A 16,528-nucleotide genomic window follows, 5' to 3' on the forward strand; every position below is an offset into this window, starting at 1 on the left:
CCGTGTTCAAGTGAGGAAAAGCAAATCCGATTCTGGGAGCCCGAAGGGCGGGATTCGCGCCGATTCGCGGTTGGTCTATCTCTTGTTTCCACACCCTCTCGTCTCCTTTCTCCCATAGCATCACAATAGTTTGAAGTCACCCACCTCTATCCCATTATTCACGGATTTTGTGTGATTAATAATTATACAAAAAAAAGAAAGCCGGAACTCAAAGCCCCCTGGCCTTTGCGAGCTCCGCTGCGAGTCTTGCGGCATTCTCCGGTTTCATCAGAAAAACCATCGCGGCGGCCTTCATTTCGTCCGTGATCACCGGCTTTGCAAAAATCCCGGCCATCTCAGGCGTATCAGGGATGCCGGCAAGCCGCAGATTCTGTCTGCAGGCATCCGCATAACTCACATTTTCCAAAAAGCCCGAGCCAATTCGTTTGCCTTTGGGCCACTCGATGCTGACCGCCCCTTCCGAATACTCCGCTCCTGCCGCAAAAAATCCCTGCTGACCGGTCGAAACGATCGGGATCATCACGAATTGTTTGCATGCATCCGGCACCTCCGCAGTTTCCACGGTGACCTCCATTCGGTTCGGATACCAGACGCGGGTCGTCAGATACGGGCCGTCGGTCACCGAACTCTTCACCCATTCGGTGACCTTCAGCATAGCTTTGATCGGGAAATACTCCCCGTTTTCTTTAATAAACGACCCAACGGCAGGAGCCGTCATAACGCCCGGCGGGGTTGGCCCGGACTGATTAATGAAATCCTTCTGCTCTTTAGAATGGATCGACGCGAGGGTAAGCTCGGTGTCGTTATCGAACTGAACCTCCATCCAGTCCCAGCCGACGGCCGGCTTGTCATCGATGATCCCTGCCGCACGCAGAACATCGCTTCGCGGACTGCCCGCCGGCATAAAACCGGTCCCCCACTGATGATCGTACCAGAACGTGCCGGATGCAAGTTGGAGCTCCTCCCCGTCGATCGAAAGCCGGCTTTTTTCCGGATCGACCAGAAGACGCGGGACAGAATAATACAGTGTCCCAACCCCGCCGACACTCGGCATCAACCCTTCGTCCCCGTTCAGAACATAGCCTTTAGTCTGGTTGATCGTGATATCGATCGAGATCTCAGCCAGCACATCCTTGTGGTTGTCGATCCCCCATGCCTGAAGTCTCAGGGGAAAAAGAGCGTCTTTCGATTGAGACTGAAGGGTCTGTTTGCCAACCGAATACGTGTAAGGTCCGGTCGAGAAGTTGATAAGACCTGTCGTTCCGGCAACAACCACCGGCCGCATCCGATAATGCCTCTCACCTGCCGCACTCACCGCAAAATGGATCTCGACGATCTGATTCTCGATATCAGTCAACCCGGCCTCCTTTGCCATTTCCGGAGGGAGAAGAGAATACCTCCAGAACATCAGCTGGACCCCGTACTCGCGGCCCTTCGTATCAAAAACATTTCCGACGAAAAAGTGCCAGCCGACCTGATACTCGAACTGCGGGCGGTCATCCTCCGGGAAGGTGAATTTTTTGTCGGTTGGAAGTTCCTGATATCCACGGGCACTGTCCATACCGAAAAGATTACTCATCGCATATGCCTGATGCGGCGTCAGATCGCCGGCATACCTGAAAAGTTCGGCATAACGTTTTGTGTAATCCGGATTGAAACTCTCGGGAGCATCGCGAAGATCGGTGATCCTTGCCCGGATGCGTTCGCCGAACGCCGAGCCGAAATTCTTTTGATCCGAGATGCGGGCTCTGATCTCCGGGGGCAGTGCCTCCGGCGTATATTCATGCATCCACAGAGAACGGGCGATGTTTTCCCCGGTTTCACGGTCCGGTCCTTTGAGGTCTGCGTCCACGGTCGTCATAAGAGGAAAAACGGCGGATGAAGATAAAATAGAGATTCCCAACCTGCCTGACGGAAATCTTATATATTCTTCACCCCTTTCTACCCCTTAGTATCATGTCTCTGCCCAAACAGTACTCCCAGATGTATGCACCGATCATGAACTTCCTTGCTGACGGCGCCCCCCGCAAAAGAAAAGAGATCAAAACCAGTCTCGTCGCCGTTTTTAGTCTGACTCTGGATGAACAGATCATGCAGACCGGGGGAAGAGGAGTTGGGATTTTCGACAGCAAAGTGAACGATGCCCTCTTCTACCTCCTGAAAACCGGCATGGTCGAGCAGACCGACACGACCATCTTCAAAATAACCGAACGGGGAATGGATCTCGCGAACATGAAACTCCGGGTCATCGACAACGAGATCCTGACCAAACACGGGAACGGATTTCGGATCCTTGACAAACAGCAGGAACCGGGAAAGCGGCCCGAACCAACCTTACGAAAACCGGTCCATGAAAAGATCATGCCGCCTTCAAGACCGAACGCCGCCCCGCCGAAAACCAGGGCCGTGCCTCCTGCAGAAAGCAAAGCACCCGCCGCACGGCCTGCGATCACGGTCGTGAAAAAGGATCTGGACTTCAAAAAGATCATAAACACGTCACGGCAGGGACCCTGGCGTCAGCGGGTCGAACGAGTGACCCAGACATATGGATCGAAGATGTCTGCTGAAGAGTCGGACGCGATCAAACGGATCACGAAAAATAAGGACAAAAATCTCCCGCCCGCATCCGAAGACGTAAAGCAGATCGACCTGCTGTTTGAAAAACTGTATGCAGAGGAGGGGAAAAGTCTCCTTGCCGTTCTTTTCATCGATGAAAAAGGACAGGACATCTCGCCGGACGTATGATCCGGCGGACACGATCATTCTATAATTATACGAGCGAACCGGACCCTCCGGCCCCGCCCTTTTTTACCCGCAGTAATTTCCTGATCTCGATCCAGTAGGTCGCAGCAAACGACAGAAGAACGATGCCGACGACCGGCAGCAGACCTACCTGGGATAACTTCAGGTATTCGATAAAGAACGGAACGTTCAGGACCAGGAGCAGGAAAACGATCACGCCGATCACCCAGATGTTCATCGCTTTGCTGGAGAAATACCCGACCCGGATCAGCGGCACGCGGCTGGTCCGCATATTCATTGCCAGAAGAACATGGCAGAAGAGCCAGGCGACGAACGCATACGTCTGGGCAGCGCCAAGGTCCCCGGTCGTAAACCAGCTGAAGAAGTAGACGAACAAAACGACCGCGATCAGCGTCAGGCTGCCGGTAAAAATACCGGAGATCATCTTTTTGTTCATGAACTTCTCGCCCGGATCACGCGGTTTCTGCTTTAAGAGATCCGATTCGGCCGGCTCCACGACAAAGGACGTGGACGCGAAAAGATCCATGAAAAGCTCCATGATGATGATCTGGATCGGGGCAAACGGGAGCGGCACGTCCAGAAGGATCGGGATCAAAAGCATGAAGACCAGACCGATTTTGCTTGCGAGCGTGTACATGATGCACTTGAACATATTCTCGTACAGCCGTCTGCCTTCTTTGATGGCGTCCACGAGGGCGGTGAAGTCGTCATTTGCGAGGATCATATCGGACGCTTCCTTTGCGACGTCGGTCCCCGCAATACCAAACGATATCCCGATGTCGGCGGCTTTCAAAGCCGGAGCGTCGTTGATCCCGTCCCCGGTCACGGCCACAACTTCCCCGTTTTCGTGCAGGGCGGTAACGATCCTGAGTTTTTCTTCCGGGGTGATCCTCGCAAAAACATTACAGCGGGAAACGGCGTCGCAAAGTGCTTCGGAGGACATCCCGCGGATTTCTTCACCGGTCAGAACGGTGTCGACGGTGATCCCCGCCTCGTCCGCCACCCGGGCCGCCGTTCCCGCATGATCGCCCGTGATCATCATGACCCGAACGCCGGCACTGGAAAACTCCCGGATCGCCGGTTTGACTTCTTCACGGATCGGATCGTCGAAACTGATCAGACCGGCGATCGTGTATTTCTCCTCGGACGGGGATTTAAATCCGGCGGCGATCGTGCGAAATCCCGATTTGATCGAGTTATTGAGCCTGGTTTCCAGATCAGGATCCGGTTTCGACAAAGCAAACACGCTTTCAGGGGCCCCTTTGATGAGATCGACGGGAGTTCCGGCATGGTCATACCGCATCAAAAAGATTTTTTTCGCGCCGTCGAAGCCTGCATCCTCCATCAGCGTGTACTCTTTCAGCAGTGCGGTTCGTTCGAGCCCAAGCAGGCCGGCCTGTTCGACGACGGTCTTGTCCATCGGGTCGCCCAGAAAGTTCCCCTCGTGATCGACGGAGACATCCGCCATCAGAACGCCGATGGTGAAAAGCTGCTTTTCGTTTTCGGCGGTCCATGACTCGATGCTCATTTTGTTTTCCGTCAGCGTGCCGGTCTTGTCGGTCGCAATTATCGTAACGCTGCCGAGAGTCTCGGCGGCCTTCGTCCGGCGGATGAGGACGTGTTTTCCTGCAAGCTGGATCGCCCCAAAGCCAAGCAGCATCGTCATGATGATGGGAAGTTCCTCGGGGATCGTCGCGAGAGCAAGGGAAAGACCGGTGAGGATCATGTCCTGAAGGGGGAGACCGCGAAAAAATCCGAGGATGGGGATGGCGATGGTGAAGATGACCGCAAGCCCGATCAGATTTTTGGTCAAATGCAGGGTGGATTTCTGCATCGGCGTTTTCGGGTCGCTCGCCTCCTGCGTAAGGCCGGCGATTCTTCCCAGTTCGGTATCCATCCCTGTACGTACCGCGATACCGGTCCCGTTTCCTTTCAGGATCACGCTTCCCATGTGGATCATGTTGGTTCGGTCGTTGAGCCCCGTCTCCTGCGGGATCGGCCTTTCGTCTTTTCCGACACCCATCGACTCGCCGGTGAGCTGCGACTCGTCGACCTCGAGGCCCTGCGATGTCACGATACGGACATCGGCACTTACCCGAACGCCGCTCTTTAAGATCATCAGATCGCCGGGCACGACCTCGGCAGCCGGGATCTCGTCGGGTTTGCCGTTTCTTATGACCCAGGTCGTCGGCGCCGCCAGTTTTTTCAGAGCCTCCATACTTTTTTTGGCTTTGAACTCGGTGTAGACCTCGACGAGCGTGACGAGCAGAATGAGGCAAATGATCATGATGGTGTCGCCGATCTGTCCCCATATGCTGTAGAGGATGCCTATCAGAATCGTGACCACGATCAGCGGTTCTTTGAGTTCTTCGAGCAGTATTTTGAAAAAAGAGATTTTTTTAAACTCGGTTATGGTGTTCGACCCGGACTCTTGGAGTCGTCGTTTTGCGTCCGCAGCATCAAGCCCTGTCTCTGTATCGCAGGTGAGGGCACGCCGAAGTTCGTCGGTATCCAATGACCAGGGATGTTCTACCTTTTCCATAACACTCTTCTATCCTTTACTCCGTCGTCCTACATTAATATATATTCCTGCAAAGAAGCCTGCTCGGGTCAAACATAAATGATAGAATTACCAAATTATACCTAAACCAGCGGAGACCGTTTGTATGAATATCATTGACTTAACCCATGCGATGGAAAAAGGAATGCCCTGCTTCCATGCGGACTGGCACACGGCGTTCTCTTCTGAAACGCTTGGAACGATTGAATCGGTCGGAAGAAACACGAAAAAACTGACGCTCGGCAGTCACACCGGCACCCATATGGATGCACCGAAGCATTTCATCTCCGACGGGATAACGATCCCCGAGATCCCCTTATCAACGCTTTTTGGCGATGTGACCCTCATCGATCTCCGAAGTCTTGCAGACGATACAGAGGTCACAATTGAGATGCTTCACGGGATACCGCTGCACGAGCGGGTCATCTGCGTTTTTGGATGGGACAAGCACTGGACCACCGGGGATTATTATGCGAAGTATCCGTACTTCAGCGAAGAGGCGGCGCAGTATCTCGTCGATTCGGGCGTGAAACTCCTCGGACTGGACACCCCGTCGCCCGACAACAGCAAAACGCCCCTTCATGCAGAAAACGATTCCGTGATCCATAAACTGTTTTTGAAAAACGGCGTGATCCTCGTCGAGTATCTGGCAGCGTCCAAAATAACCGATTACACCGCCGAGTATCAGATCGCGGCGCTCCCGATGAAGATCAAAGACAGCGACGGAGCACCGGCGCGGGTCCTTCTCATCGAGAAGGAAAAATAATTTTTTCAAAATTGTGAGGTGTGGTCCAGGCAAGACTCAGCTTGCACAGTTTGGACAGATCGGGTGGTCGAGCTGCCGCAGACGGGAGTTTTTCTGCATCGTCATCGCCATGCTGCAGAGTTTATCGTAATCCATATTGGCCTGATCGTACTTCGAGTACTCGATGATCAGACGGAACGGATTCACATCGAACTCTTCTGCGCAGGTGTTGATCTGATTGAGATAACTGGTGTGGAACCCGGCATATCCGCAGACGTAATCAAGCGGATCGGTGAGGTCTTTATTCGTGATCGGCCGGAGAAGATCGTATCCCGCCGAAAATAATTCCACGAGATCCACATCGGTCCGGTATCCGTTTTTCTCAAGGATCGCGAGAAACATTTCCGTGCAGGCGTTGCCGGAACTTCGTCCAAGCCCCTGCAGCGAGCAGTCGATGAAATCGAATCCGAGCTTTGCACAGTACACGCTGTTTGCAACGGCGAGTCCGAGATTGTTGTGCCCGTGAAATCCGAGCTGGATGCTGGAATATTCGCGTATGGTATCATAATATTCCTGTATTTCGCCCGGGAACATGCCCCCGGCCGAGTCGACGATATACACGCAGTCTGCCCCGTATTTTTCTGAAAGCATGACGTTTTGCGCAAACTCGTCGGGTGTGAGAACATACGACTTCATGTAGTTCGTCATCACCGTTAAGCCGAGGTCTTTTGCTTCGCGGATGTACGGTTCGGTCAGCGGGATCTGATCCGCATTGATGCCGACCCTGATAAACGAGGCCCCGCAGTCGACGGCGAGCTGCAGATCCTCCAGTCGTGCGATGCCCGGAATGCAGAACATTCCGAATTTGGATTTCGTCAGCACCTCTCCGGCCGCACGCATGTATTCCTCGTCGGTCTGGGCGGCGATGCCGTTTTTGGGAGAACTGGCGTTCAGTCCCATCCCGTGTCCGATTTCGATCAATCCTATGCCCATCCCTTCCAGCTTGGAAGAGATGTTTCTAACGTCTGAACAGGAGAAGTTGAAATCAACTGCATATCCCCCGTCCCTAATGGTTGTATCTAGTATTTCCATGAATCCCTTTCCCGTTACGCATGATCGGCTCGGTACCTTAAATGGTTACAGCACAATGCTGAATACCTTGGTATTTCCGCATCTTTTTTGATCAATTGGTAACTTTTTTTGGAGATAAAATCCGGGCGGGATCCTGTTGCCCAGAATCCCGCATCATATCCGGCTCCGATTTTCAGAACCCCAGATATGTTTCAACTGGTTATTACAAAATTGGCACAAACGCATATATAATTGGTGTTACCATAAAAGGTAACAACACACCAATTATTCATCATGAAAAACCCATAATAATCAGAGGAGAAGGGAAGCATGCAGGAGTTCGTTGAAAAACTGAAATCGATCGGAATGACCGAAAACGAGGCAAAAGTCTACGCGGTTCTTTTCGAACTGAAGGTAGCGACCGCCCGGGAGATGCACGAGATCAGCAAGGTGCCGCGAAACAAAGTCTACGAAGCACTCGCCGCTCTTGAAGAGAAGGGATTTGTCGGTACGGCAGAAGAAGCAGGACCTTCTCGGTTTTTTATCCACGACATCACCAAGACGTTCAACCGGTTAAGACAGGAGAATCTCGAACGGCTCAATGACGTCGAACAGTATCTCCATTCAAGAATCACCTTCCAGCACAACCGCCCGCTGCTCTCGCACACTCTCCAGAATACCTGGGCAATCGACAGTCATCTTCGGATGATGTTCAACAGAAGCAAAAAAGAGATCGTGATGATCTGTCACGACACGGCCTATGTGAAAAAACATATCTTGAACCTGAAAAATCTCTCGAAAAAGATCGACCTCTATTTAATCGTCCCGGACGACACCGACCCGGATATGTTTCCAATAAGGTGCTACAAACTTCAGCCCGAGATGAAGGAGTTCATGGATGCGCGAAATACCGACGGGTTCGGGACGGAACCAGAGTTCCAGCTGACCATCCATGCAGACCGGCAGGACACGCTGATCATCGGTAAACTGGACGGACGGGAGATCGGGATCTTTTCCGCAGGCAATCCGTCGGTCTCCATTTTGGTAAAATACCTGCTCAAAAACATTATTCCGCTCACCAAAGAAACAGCCTCGGAACAGCCGGATCAGGCCGCCTGACGGGAACATTTATGTATGGTAACATGTGACATGCTAACCACTCTCACAATTTATATATTTACAGAATCAATAAGTCCGGTGTAAATTATCTGTGAGCCGGGACGAAGGAGGGTCTGTCCTGCATCGCAGACCTGGTCCCGGCGACCCGATGGAGACACCATATATATGATTGACACCGGATCCGTTGCCTGGGTGCTTGCTTCAACCGCCCTTGTACTTTTAATGACGCCAGCCCTAGGTCTTTTCTACGGCGGCATGGTTCGCAAAAAGAACTTCATTTCCGTTCTGATGCTCGTATTCGCATCTCTTATGATCGTGATTCTCCAGTGGTTCCTGCTCGGCTACTCGCTTGTGTTTGGAACCGACATGCTGGTGATCGGCGGTCTCAACCATCTCGGTTTAAACGGCGTGGAGTTTGGAACAACCCTTGGCCTGCAGATCCCCGATCTGCTGTTTGCCGCATTCCAGATGACGTTTGCAGGCCTTACGCTTGCAATCATCGTCTCGGGCGTTGCCGAACGCGTGAAGTTTGGAGCATTCCTTCTTTTCGGTGTTCTCTGGACAACGTTTGTGTATGACCCGATCGCCCACTGGTTATGGGGCGGAGGCTGGCTTCAGCAGCTCGGCGCTCTGGATTTCGCCGGAGGAACGGTCGTGCATATCAGTGCAGGATTCGGCGCCCTTGCTCTCGCGATTTATATCGGGAAACGGTCAGGGTTCGGATCATACAACTTCCACCCGCAGAACATTCCTCTCACCTTCTTCGCCGGCGGCGTTCTTCTTTTCGGGTGGATGGGATTCAACGGAGGAAGCGCTCTTGCCGCCAACGAACTCGCCATTCACGCGATCATGGTAACGCTGATTTCCGCAGCTGCCGGAACGATCTCCTGGATGATCGCAAACTGGCGACATGGTAAACCAAGCTCGCTTGGATTTATCTCGGGAACGATCGCCGGTCTCGGGGCGATCACACCCGCCGCCGGATTCGTCAACATGTGGGCAGCCCTATTAATTGGAACGGTCGCCGGAATCCTTTGTTACTACGCCCTTATCTGGAGAGTCAAGAAAGGATTCGACGAGAGTCTCGATGCCTGGTCTATCCACGGTGTCGGCGGATTCTGGGGGACCATCGCCTGCGGTATTTTCGCGACAGCCGCTGTCGGCGGAGTTTCCGGCCTCATTGAAGGAAACGCCTATCTCTTAGGGATCCAGATCCTCGATGCCTGCGTGACCGCAGTGTTTGCCTTCGGCGTAACGTATCTCCTTGCCTGGGTCGTGGACAAGACGGTCGGTCTAAGAGTCTCCGAAGACGAGGAGTATATCGGTCTTGACCTCACGCTGCACGGTGAGATGGTCAGATAATTCTCCCAACATCTTTTTTTCACCGGCATTCGCTCTTTCATTATCCATACTCCTATTAGGTAGCACGCCAAAAATACTGGATACCTATTCGCTGTTACGAAGATAAATGCAGGAATCTGCAGAAAGTAATACCGATCCGGCACAAGGAACGACCATGAGCCTGCAAGAGACAACGACCGATACCAGCGGGATGACCGAAAAACTTCCGGCAGTTCTCTGGAACGAAGGAGAAGTCACGCACATCTGCGACACTGCCGCACGGGAAGAGGAGATCGTGCTGTATCTGAACGGCAGAGAGTATCTGCACATCGTGGCAAGTCCAAATATGCTGCTGGAGTTTGGCGCCGGGTATTTCACTGCGGCAGGGATCGCCGAAAAAATCCTTTCAGTCAGGATAGACGACAAAAACGTGTTTGTGGAGGCGGATCTATTTCCGGGCGCCGGACCCCGCGAAGGATTTGCCCCGGCAGAGAAAAAAGGTCATGTAGTTTCAGAACTGCTGATAACCCCGGAAGAGATCTTTGCCGTACGAAAAGCCATGGACGTGGATGTCTGGCGGCAGACAGGCGGACTTCACTGCGCCGCATTGTGGCATGATCACAAAATTATCGCCGTGTCAAGCGATATCGGAAGACACAACGCCGTCGATAAACTGATTGGATTCATGACGCTGCAGGGAATCCCCCCGGGAGAGTGCGTTCTTGGATGTACCGGGAGGCAGCCGAAAGGGATGGTCATGAAGGCGGTGAATGCCGGGATCCCCGTGATCGTCGGCAGGACCGCGGTGACATACCCCGGGGCGATGCTCGCAAAAGAGGAGGGCGTGACCTTAATCGGCTTTACCCGGGAGAACCGGTTTACCGTCTACTCACACCCTGAAAGGATCGCCGGGTTCCCTGCAGAAGAACCGGAGAACGGAAAAGGAACAGAAAATAACGGCGAGCTCCTTCTTTCCGGCTGGCAGTACGACAAAGGATCGGTGAAACCCGCCGTCGATGTGGTCGTTTTGGAGGACACGGTCACTCTGTATCTGAACGGAGAAAAATATCTGGATAATACGGCAACGCTGGAATCTCTCGAAGAACTCGGCGCCGGATTTTTCATAGCCGCAGGGATCACCAAGAAAATCCGGTCGGTGAAAGTCCGGGACGCGGATATTTTCGTGGAGGCGGACGAGGTCGCCGAAGTCTGCGGTAAAATGGAATCGGCCGGAGGTTTTTGTCCCCGCGAGTCCGCAGTAAACGTGGAAGGCGGCATTACGATTTCGCCGGAGGAAATTTTTACCGTCCGCGAACAGATCAACACCGAGGAGTGGGACAAGACCGGAGCTCTGCACTGCGCCGTTTTGTATTATCAGGGAGAAGTTGTTTATTCCGCCAACGACATCGGCAGGCATAATGCCGTAGACAAGGTCATCGGATATATGACCTTACATCGGCTGCCTGCAGGAAAATGTGTTCTTGGATGCACAGGCCGCATGCCGCACGGTATGGTTTCCAAAGCGGCAAATGCCGGAATCCCGGTCATTGTATCCCGTGCTGCGACGACGAGCACTGGAGCGGCGCTTGCCGAACGATCCGGGATCACGCTCATCTGTTTCACGAGACCACCCCGGTTCACCGTTTACTCGCATCCGGAACGGATCGTCGGCCTTGGATACGAAAAAGGCATCTAAACCCCGCTCATTCAATTTCCGAGCCTCTCTTTTTCACCTGATTTTGGGCCGCAACGCACACAATCAGATGCTATTTATCCCCTCACGGAAAACAAATACATCATGACTCTTACGCCAAAAGATGCACTTCTGCAGTATCACCTCGCCGAGCGGCTCAAACTCGACATCATGATGATCGCTCACCAGTTCGTGACCATTCCTTCCCTGAAAAAAGAGGAGAAGGCCGGGGCAAAAACCGTTCTGATCGCCCTGACCGATGTTCTTGCAAGCGACTGCGAAGCCGCCGCAAAAATGACCGGGGCCGAAGAGTTCAATCAGGCGGCCGCCGTTTTGCTTGCCGTCATCGGTCTTGCCGAATCGAACCAGTTCGGTCTTGCTTCCGATAAATCAGGCGAAGCAATGACCCCGATAACAACCGTTGCCGCAGGCGCCTTTGCGGTATTACACGAACATGGACTTATCTGAATTCCAGAACTTCCTTGCGACCCGCTACTCGGTCCGCGAGTACGAACCCGACTGTCTCACCGAAGAGGAGCTGGAGTATCTTCTTCAGGCCGCTTCATCAGCCCCTTCGGCCGGAAACCTCGAAGCATGGGACGTCGTCGTCGTGACCGATCCAAGCCAGCTCGAGATCCTCGGAGATGCTGCAGGAAACCAGCACCAGATCCCTGACGCGGGTTCCGCCCTTGTCGTCTGCGCAAATTACGTCCGGTCGATGTCCAGATACGGCGACAGAGGGATCCTTTTCGCCGTTCAGGATGCCACGATCGCCGCGACCTACATGATGCTTGCGGCACACGCCCTTCGCCTGCACACCTGCTGGATCGGAGCATTCGACGAGAACGAAGTCAAAGAGGCTCTTGATCTTCCAACCCACATCCGGCCGGTCGCCATCCTCTCCGTCGGCAGAGGGATGCCGCCTGAATCACACCCCGAGCGGATGGATCCTGAGGGTCACACCCATTTCGATTTCTGGTAGAGCAGCTCCCGGCAATCATTTTCTTTTTTTTGTACGGCATCGACGGATTACCCGATCAGGTCCCCACTTCCAACACCCTCTTCTATCTGCACATCCAATAGCTAGATAATTATGAATTACGGAGTGTCCGTTCAAAACATGATGAGCCTTATGGCATCACGCATCGATGCCATCGCTCAAAAGATCCCAACAGACCAGGTGGATGCATTTCTTGACGCGATCCTCGCTGCAGACCGCATCTATGTGATGGGGGCCGGGAGATCAGGACTGGTTGCCAAATCCTTTGCGATGCGTCTGATGCACACCGGATTTACCGCCTACGTCGTCGGCGAGACCATCACCCCGGCAATCGGCGATACCGATCTCATCATTGCCTTCTCCGGATCGGGGAACACGAAAACCATCGGTGATATCGCAGAAACCGCAAAAGGTCTCGGCGCAAAAGTTGCCCTTGTTTCCTCCAATCCGAAGTCGCGTATCGGCAATATTGCGGATTTTATCATCGAAATCGAGACCCAGCGCGACCCGGTCACCTGCGATGCCCACGAATACGAGATCCGTCAGATGCTGGGCGAACACCGCTCGTTTGCTCCGCTTGGCACCATCTTTGAAACATCCTCTCTGATGTTCGGCGATGCGGTCATCTCGACTCTGATGGACATGAAAAAGATCGAAGAGGCCGATCTGAAACGCCGCCACACCAACATCGAATAATATGACAGATTTTGCTTCACGTGTAACATCCATCGACATCTCGGGGATCAGAAAGATGTTCGAATCGGCGGCTCCCGGATCCATCAACATGGGTCTCGGCCAGCCGGATTTCGACACCCCGGAGAATATCAAAAACGCTGCGTTCAAAGCCATTGCCGAGGGCAAAACCGGATATACGAACAATGCGGGAATTGACGAACTTCGTGCCGCAATAGCTGCAAAACTCAAGACGGAAAACGGACTCTCGTATCAACCTGCCGACATCCTGATCACGGCCGGCGGGTCGGGCGCACTGCACGCCGCGATCTTTTCACTCGTTGAAAACGGACAGAAAGTCGTCTTCAACAATCCGGGATTCGTCTCCTACGGCTCTCTTGCGACGCTTGCCGGCGGCATCCCCGACCCGGTTGCCCTCAAACCAGATCTCCATCTGGATATCGAGGCACTTAAAGAACACTTCTCCGACAAGAACACCAAAGTCATGGTCTTAAACAGCCCGGCAAATCCTACCGGAGCAGTCGAAACGAAAGAGACGATCAAGGCGGTCGTCGAATCCGCCGCGGATTACGGCGTCACCGTTCTTTCCGACGAAGTGTACGAGAAGTTCTGCTACGGAGACACCGAGTTCGTCAGCGCTGCAAGATTCGGCGAGAATGTCGTCACGATCAACGCGGCAAGCAAGACCTATGCGATGACCGGCTGGCGTATCGGATTTATGGCAGCTTCCCGGGAGATCATCGACCAGGCGGTCAAAATCCAGCAGTACTCGCTTGCCTGCCCGACATCGATCGCCCAGTATGCGGCGCTCGAGGCATACACCGGAGACCAGTCTTCCATCGGCGTTATGAAAAAGGAGTATGAGGCACGCAGAAATCTCCTTATCGGCGGACTTCGCGAGATGGGGATCTCGGTCGAGATGCCGGAAGGAGCGTTCTATGCGTTCCCGAAACTCGACCTCGACACGGTAATGAAGATCGTAGAGGCGGGCGTCATCATCACGCCGGGAGCCGCTTTCGGCTCGAAGGGTGTAGGATATGCCCGTATGAGTTATGCAACGTCTCAGGAAAATATAAAAATCGCTCTTGACAGAATACGAACGGTCGTGGCGTAAATGGAACTTACTGATATCAATACTTTACTTGAAAAACTCTCGAACGCACACGGCATTTCCAGCCGTGAATCGGAGATTGCAAAGATCATCCGTGCCGAGATCGCAGATTACGTGGATGAGATCAAAACCGATAAGATGGGCAATCTTATCGCGGTGAAAAAAGGAGACGACTTCAAGATCATGCTTGCCGCCCACATGGACGAGATCGGCATGATGGTCCAGTTCGTGGACGATCACGGATTTATCAGATTCGTCGCGGTCGGCGGCTGGTATAATCCGGTCATGGTCGGCCAGCGTGTGATCCTCCACGGAGAGAAAGGCGACGTATACGGTGTTCTCGGCAACAAACCCCCGCACGTCATGACCGAAGAGGATAAGAAAAAGCCAATCGATATGGCTGATCTGTTCATCGATATCGGCGCAAAATCCCCCGAAGAGGTCGAGGCTCTTGGCATTACGGTCGGAACTTCCGTCACGATGGACAGGCAGTACACCAGACTTGCCGGGACCACGGTTACGGGAAAAGCCATGGACAACCGTGCCGGCTGTGCTATGCTGATCGGCGCTCTGAAAGAGATGAAGACCACGCACACTATATACGCAGTTTTCACCGTCCAGGAAGAGGTCGGGCTTAAAGGCGCAAAGACGAGTTCTTTCACGCTGAACCCTGACGTGGCAATTGCGACGGACGTGACGATCCCTGGCGACTCTCCCGGCGTCGAGCGGCGGAAAGCTCCGGTGTATATGGGCAAAGGGCCGGTCATAGGCATGGCGTCGGCGAGCGGCCGCGGCCACCTCGCAGATCCGCGGATCGTCGACTGGCTGGTAAAAACCGGAAAGAAATTCAGCATCCCCTGCCAGATCGAGGTTGGAGACGGCGGCAACACGGATGCGTCCGCCATCAACTTTGAACGCGGCGGCATCCCGAGCGTTCCAATGTCGGTTCCGGCGCGATATATCCACTCCCCGGTCGAGGTCATCGACTTAAAGGATCTCGAAGCGGCGATCCATCTGCTCGCAAAAGCAGTCGAAACAAAACCAAAATTCTAAATTTTCCCATCTTCTTTTTTGTTTGTTTTTGAATGGATCAGTTCTGCAGACGCCGGCGTATCTGCTGAAGATACAGGAACGATCAAAAAAAATAGGCTGGCGGCAAAAGCCGCGGGTATGACCGCTTTAGAAGTCGGTCATGATACGGAACTGGTCGATCTCTTCCGAGTCGAGTTCCTCGAGGAAGCTCTCTGCTGCATTCTTGATGTCCTTGCTTGCGGTGATCGCTCTGCCGACAACAACGATATCTGCTCCTGCTGCAATTGCTTTCTTGACGACCGGCTGACGGATACCGCCTGCAGTCGCAACAAGGATCTTTGCATCGTATGTCTTTGCAACTTCCTTGATCTTCTTGATGTCACCCCAGCTGTAGTCGCCGGTGGATTCCTTATCGATCGCACGGTGCATCTCGACATACTGCGGGAGAAGTGCTGCGCCGCCCATCTGACCGAGGGACTCGATGAGTTTTGCAGGCTCTTCGACATTGAGCATGTCGATGATCGCGTAGATGCCGCACTTCTTTGCTTCTTTGATGAAGGCTGCGATGGTTTCTACCGGTGCAAGGCCGGAAACGACTGCGGCGTCTCCGCCGGCGTTCGAGACCATGCGTGCCTCAAGGTTACCCGTATCCAGGGTCTTCAGGTCGGCAACGATGAAACAGTTCGGGCGGATCTTTCTGATCTCATTGATAACACTGAGACCGAACTGTTTGATCAGCGGGGTACCTGCCTCGAAGATGACGTGGTCGTTCTGCGGGACGCCGGTTAAAACACGCTCGACCTGCTTCATGTCGACAAGATCCATGGCGACCTGGAGGTAGGGCGGGTTCCACAGACGCTGGACCTTGAAGCCCATGACGCCGTGAGCTGCTCTGTCCTTCTCTTTCAGAACGGTGGTGGTGTCCGGGAACTTATCGAGAGCGCGTGAGAGGGCAAGGCGCGTTGCTCCGTAGTTGAAACGGTACAATTTATTGAAGTCTTTTGCCGAGGGGTCGATGAAAACACTTGCAACAATGACGTTTTCCTCAACATCCATTCCTGCGAAAACGCCGTCTTCCAATGCATCTGCTATTGCTTTGGAGACCGCAGCCTGTGCGGGACCAAAGATCTGGGTAACCTGCTCGGTGTGTTTGAGGGTTACTTTGGGGACGATCAGAACTGCCGGTTTTGGCAGAAGGTTGGGGCGGATAACGCCGAGAAGAGGAGTGTGGCCGGCGGAAAGCTGGGTCAGACCATTTGCGAATGACATGCCGACCGGGCCGTTTTTATCTCCGATCATAAGGTCGATGTGAGCGAGTTCCGCTCCATCGCCGACGAGTGCTTCACCAATTAAGAACATAGGTATAATCTCTGCAGTAGTGTTAGCGCCGGGAGGGTATA

14 protein-coding genes are annotated in these 16,528 nt (G+C 53.4%); 10 read left to right on the top strand and 4 right to left on the bottom strand.

All coding sequences use genetic code 11. The features are described from left to right. Positions 1-208: 208 nt before the first annotated feature. Complete coding sequence (locus tag MLAB_RS05180; protein WP_011833355.1) at positions 209-1,861, bottom strand: lipocalin-like domain-containing protein; 1,653 nt, start codon at positions 1,859-1,861, stop codon at positions 209-211. A 95-nt stretch (positions 1,862-1,956) separates the two neighbouring features. Between MLAB_RS05180 and MLAB_RS05185 the strand changes: the two genes are divergently transcribed. Then, a complete protein-coding gene (locus MLAB_RS05185) occupies positions 1,957-2,745 on the top strand; it encodes a winged helix-turn-helix domain-containing protein (RefSeq protein ID WP_011833356.1) in 789 nt (262 codons plus the stop codon). Positions 2,746-2,770: 25 nt separating this feature from the next. Here MLAB_RS05185 and MLAB_RS05190 read toward each other — a convergent pair whose 3' ends face one another. Further along, positions 2,771-5,305 (bottom strand): cation-translocating P-type ATPase, encoded by a 2,535-nt coding sequence (locus tag MLAB_RS05190; RefSeq protein ID WP_011833357.1) that lies wholly within the window; start codon positions 5,303-5,305, stop codon positions 2,771-2,773. 124 nt (positions 5,306-5,429) lie between these two features. Here MLAB_RS05190 and MLAB_RS05195 point away from each other — a divergent pair, with 124 nt between their 5' ends. Continuing rightward, positions 5,430-6,089, top strand: coding sequence for a cyclase family protein (locus MLAB_RS05195; protein ID WP_011833358.1), 660 nt, complete (start codon positions 5,430-5,432; stop codon positions 6,087-6,089). Between the two features lie 36 nt (positions 6,090-6,125). Here the strand turns inward: MLAB_RS05195 and MLAB_RS05200 are convergent, their stop codons facing one another. Beyond that, positions 6,126-7,160, bottom strand: coding sequence for a 4-hydroxy-2-oxovalerate aldolase (locus MLAB_RS05200; protein ID WP_011833359.1), 1,035 nt, complete (start codon positions 7,158-7,160; stop codon positions 6,126-6,128). A 309-nt stretch (positions 7,161-7,469) separates the two neighbouring features. Here MLAB_RS05200 and MLAB_RS09420 point away from each other — a divergent pair, with 309 nt between their 5' ends. The 8 genes from MLAB_RS09420 (at position 7,470) to MLAB_RS05240 (ending at position 15,149) form a co-directional block, all read left to right on the top strand. After that, complete coding sequence (locus MLAB_RS09420) at positions 7,470-8,258, top strand: TrmB family transcriptional regulator (protein WP_011833360.1); 789 nt, start codon at positions 7,470-7,472, stop codon at positions 8,256-8,258. Between the two features lie 165 nt (positions 8,259-8,423). After that, positions 8,424-9,620, top strand: coding sequence for an ammonium transporter (locus MLAB_RS05210; RefSeq protein WP_011833361.1), 1,197 nt, complete (start codon positions 8,424-8,426; stop codon positions 9,618-9,620). A 106-nt stretch (positions 9,621-9,726) separates the two neighbouring features. Further along, entirely contained in the window at positions 9,727-11,295 is a 1,569-nt protein-coding gene (fdhD, locus tag MLAB_RS09425) for a formate dehydrogenase accessory sulfurtransferase FdhD (protein ID WP_052288986.1), read from the top strand. A gap of 102 nt (positions 11,296-11,397) precedes the next feature. Further along, positions 11,398-11,760: a hypothetical protein gene (locus MLAB_RS05220; RefSeq protein ID WP_011833363.1), complete on the top strand. Its 363-nt coding sequence runs from the start codon at positions 11,398-11,400 to the stop codon at positions 11,758-11,760. Beyond that, a complete protein-coding gene (locus MLAB_RS05225) occupies positions 11,747-12,274 on the top strand; it encodes a nitroreductase family protein (RefSeq protein ID WP_011833364.1) in 528 nt (175 codons plus the stop codon). Before MLAB_RS05220 ends, MLAB_RS05225 begins: the two co-directional genes overlap by 14 nt. Before the next feature lie 111 nt (positions 12,275-12,385). Beyond that, the gene (gene hxlB / locus MLAB_RS05230; RefSeq protein ID WP_011833365.1) at positions 12,386-12,988 is read left to right on the top strand and encodes a 6-phospho-3-hexuloisomerase; all 603 of its coding nucleotides are present in this window, start codon (positions 12,386-12,388) and stop codon (positions 12,986-12,988) included. Position 12,989: 1 nt separating this feature from the next. Next, positions 12,990-14,099, top strand: coding sequence for a pyridoxal phosphate-dependent aminotransferase (locus MLAB_RS05235; protein WP_011833366.1), 1,110 nt, complete (start codon positions 12,990-12,992; stop codon positions 14,097-14,099). Then, positions 14,100-15,149 (top strand): M42 family metallopeptidase, encoded by a 1,050-nt coding sequence (locus MLAB_RS05240; RefSeq protein ID WP_011833367.1) that lies wholly within the window; start codon positions 14,100-14,102, stop codon positions 15,147-15,149. Positions 15,150-15,275: 126 nt separating this feature from the next. Here MLAB_RS05240 and MLAB_RS05245 read toward each other — a convergent pair whose 3' ends face one another. Further along, positions 15,276-16,487 (bottom strand): bifunctional 5,6,7,8-tetrahydromethanopterin hydro-lyase/3-hexulose-6-phosphate synthase, encoded by a 1,212-nt coding sequence (locus tag MLAB_RS05245; protein WP_011833368.1) that lies wholly within the window; start codon positions 16,485-16,487, stop codon positions 15,276-15,278. Positions 16,488-16,528: the final 41 nt, after the last annotated feature.

This window comes from Methanocorpusculum labreanum Z (assembly GCF_000015765.1).
GTDB lineage: Archaea > Halobacteriota > Methanomicrobia > Methanomicrobiales > Methanocorpusculaceae > Methanocorpusculum > Methanocorpusculum labreanum.

Excerpts from the sequence above, each read along its gene's own strand:
- MLAB_RS05220 (WP_011833363.1), top strand. The coding sequence starts at position 11,398 with ATGACTCTTACGCCAAAAGATGCACTTCTGCAGTATCACCTCGCCGAG.
- MLAB_RS05210 (WP_011833361.1), top strand. The coding sequence starts at position 8,424 with ATGATTGACACCGGATCCGTTGCCTGGGTGCTTGCTTCAACCGCCCTT.
- MLAB_RS05190 (WP_011833357.1), bottom strand. The coding sequence starts at position 5,305 with ATGGAAAAGGTAGAACATCCCTGGTCATTGGATACCGACGAACTTCGG.
- MLAB_RS05245 (WP_011833368.1), bottom strand. The coding sequence starts at position 16,487 with ATGTTCTTAATTGGTGAAGCACTCGTCGGCGATGGAGCGGAACTCGCT.
- MLAB_RS05240 (WP_011833367.1), top strand. The coding sequence starts at position 14,100 with ATGGAACTTACTGATATCAATACTTTACTTGAAAAACTCTCGAACGCA.
- fdhD (WP_052288986.1), top strand. The coding sequence starts at position 9,727 with ATGCAGGAATCTGCAGAAAGTAATACCGATCCGGCACAAGGAACGACC.
- hxlB (WP_011833365.1), top strand. The coding sequence starts at position 12,386 with ATGAATTACGGAGTGTCCGTTCAAAACATGATGAGCCTTATGGCATCA.
- MLAB_RS05180 (WP_011833355.1), bottom strand. The coding sequence starts at position 1,861 with ATGACGACCGTGGACGCAGACCTCAAAGGACCGGACCGTGAAACCGGG.
- MLAB_RS05185 (WP_011833356.1), top strand. The coding sequence starts at position 1,957 with ATGTCTCTGCCCAAACAGTACTCCCAGATGTATGCACCGATCATGAAC.
- MLAB_RS05195 (WP_011833358.1), top strand. The coding sequence starts at position 5,430 with ATGAATATCATTGACTTAACCCATGCGATGGAAAAAGGAATGCCCTGC.
- MLAB_RS05200 (WP_011833359.1), bottom strand. The coding sequence starts at position 7,160 with ATGGAAATACTAGATACAACCATTAGGGACGGGGGATATGCAGTTGAT.
- MLAB_RS05225 (WP_011833364.1), top strand. The coding sequence starts at position 11,747 with ATGGACTTATCTGAATTCCAGAACTTCCTTGCGACCCGCTACTCGGTC.
- MLAB_RS09420 (WP_011833360.1), top strand. The coding sequence starts at position 7,470 with ATGCAGGAGTTCGTTGAAAAACTGAAATCGATCGGAATGACCGAAAAC.
- MLAB_RS05235 (WP_011833366.1), top strand. The coding sequence starts at position 12,990 with ATGACAGATTTTGCTTCACGTGTAACATCCATCGACATCTCGGGGATC.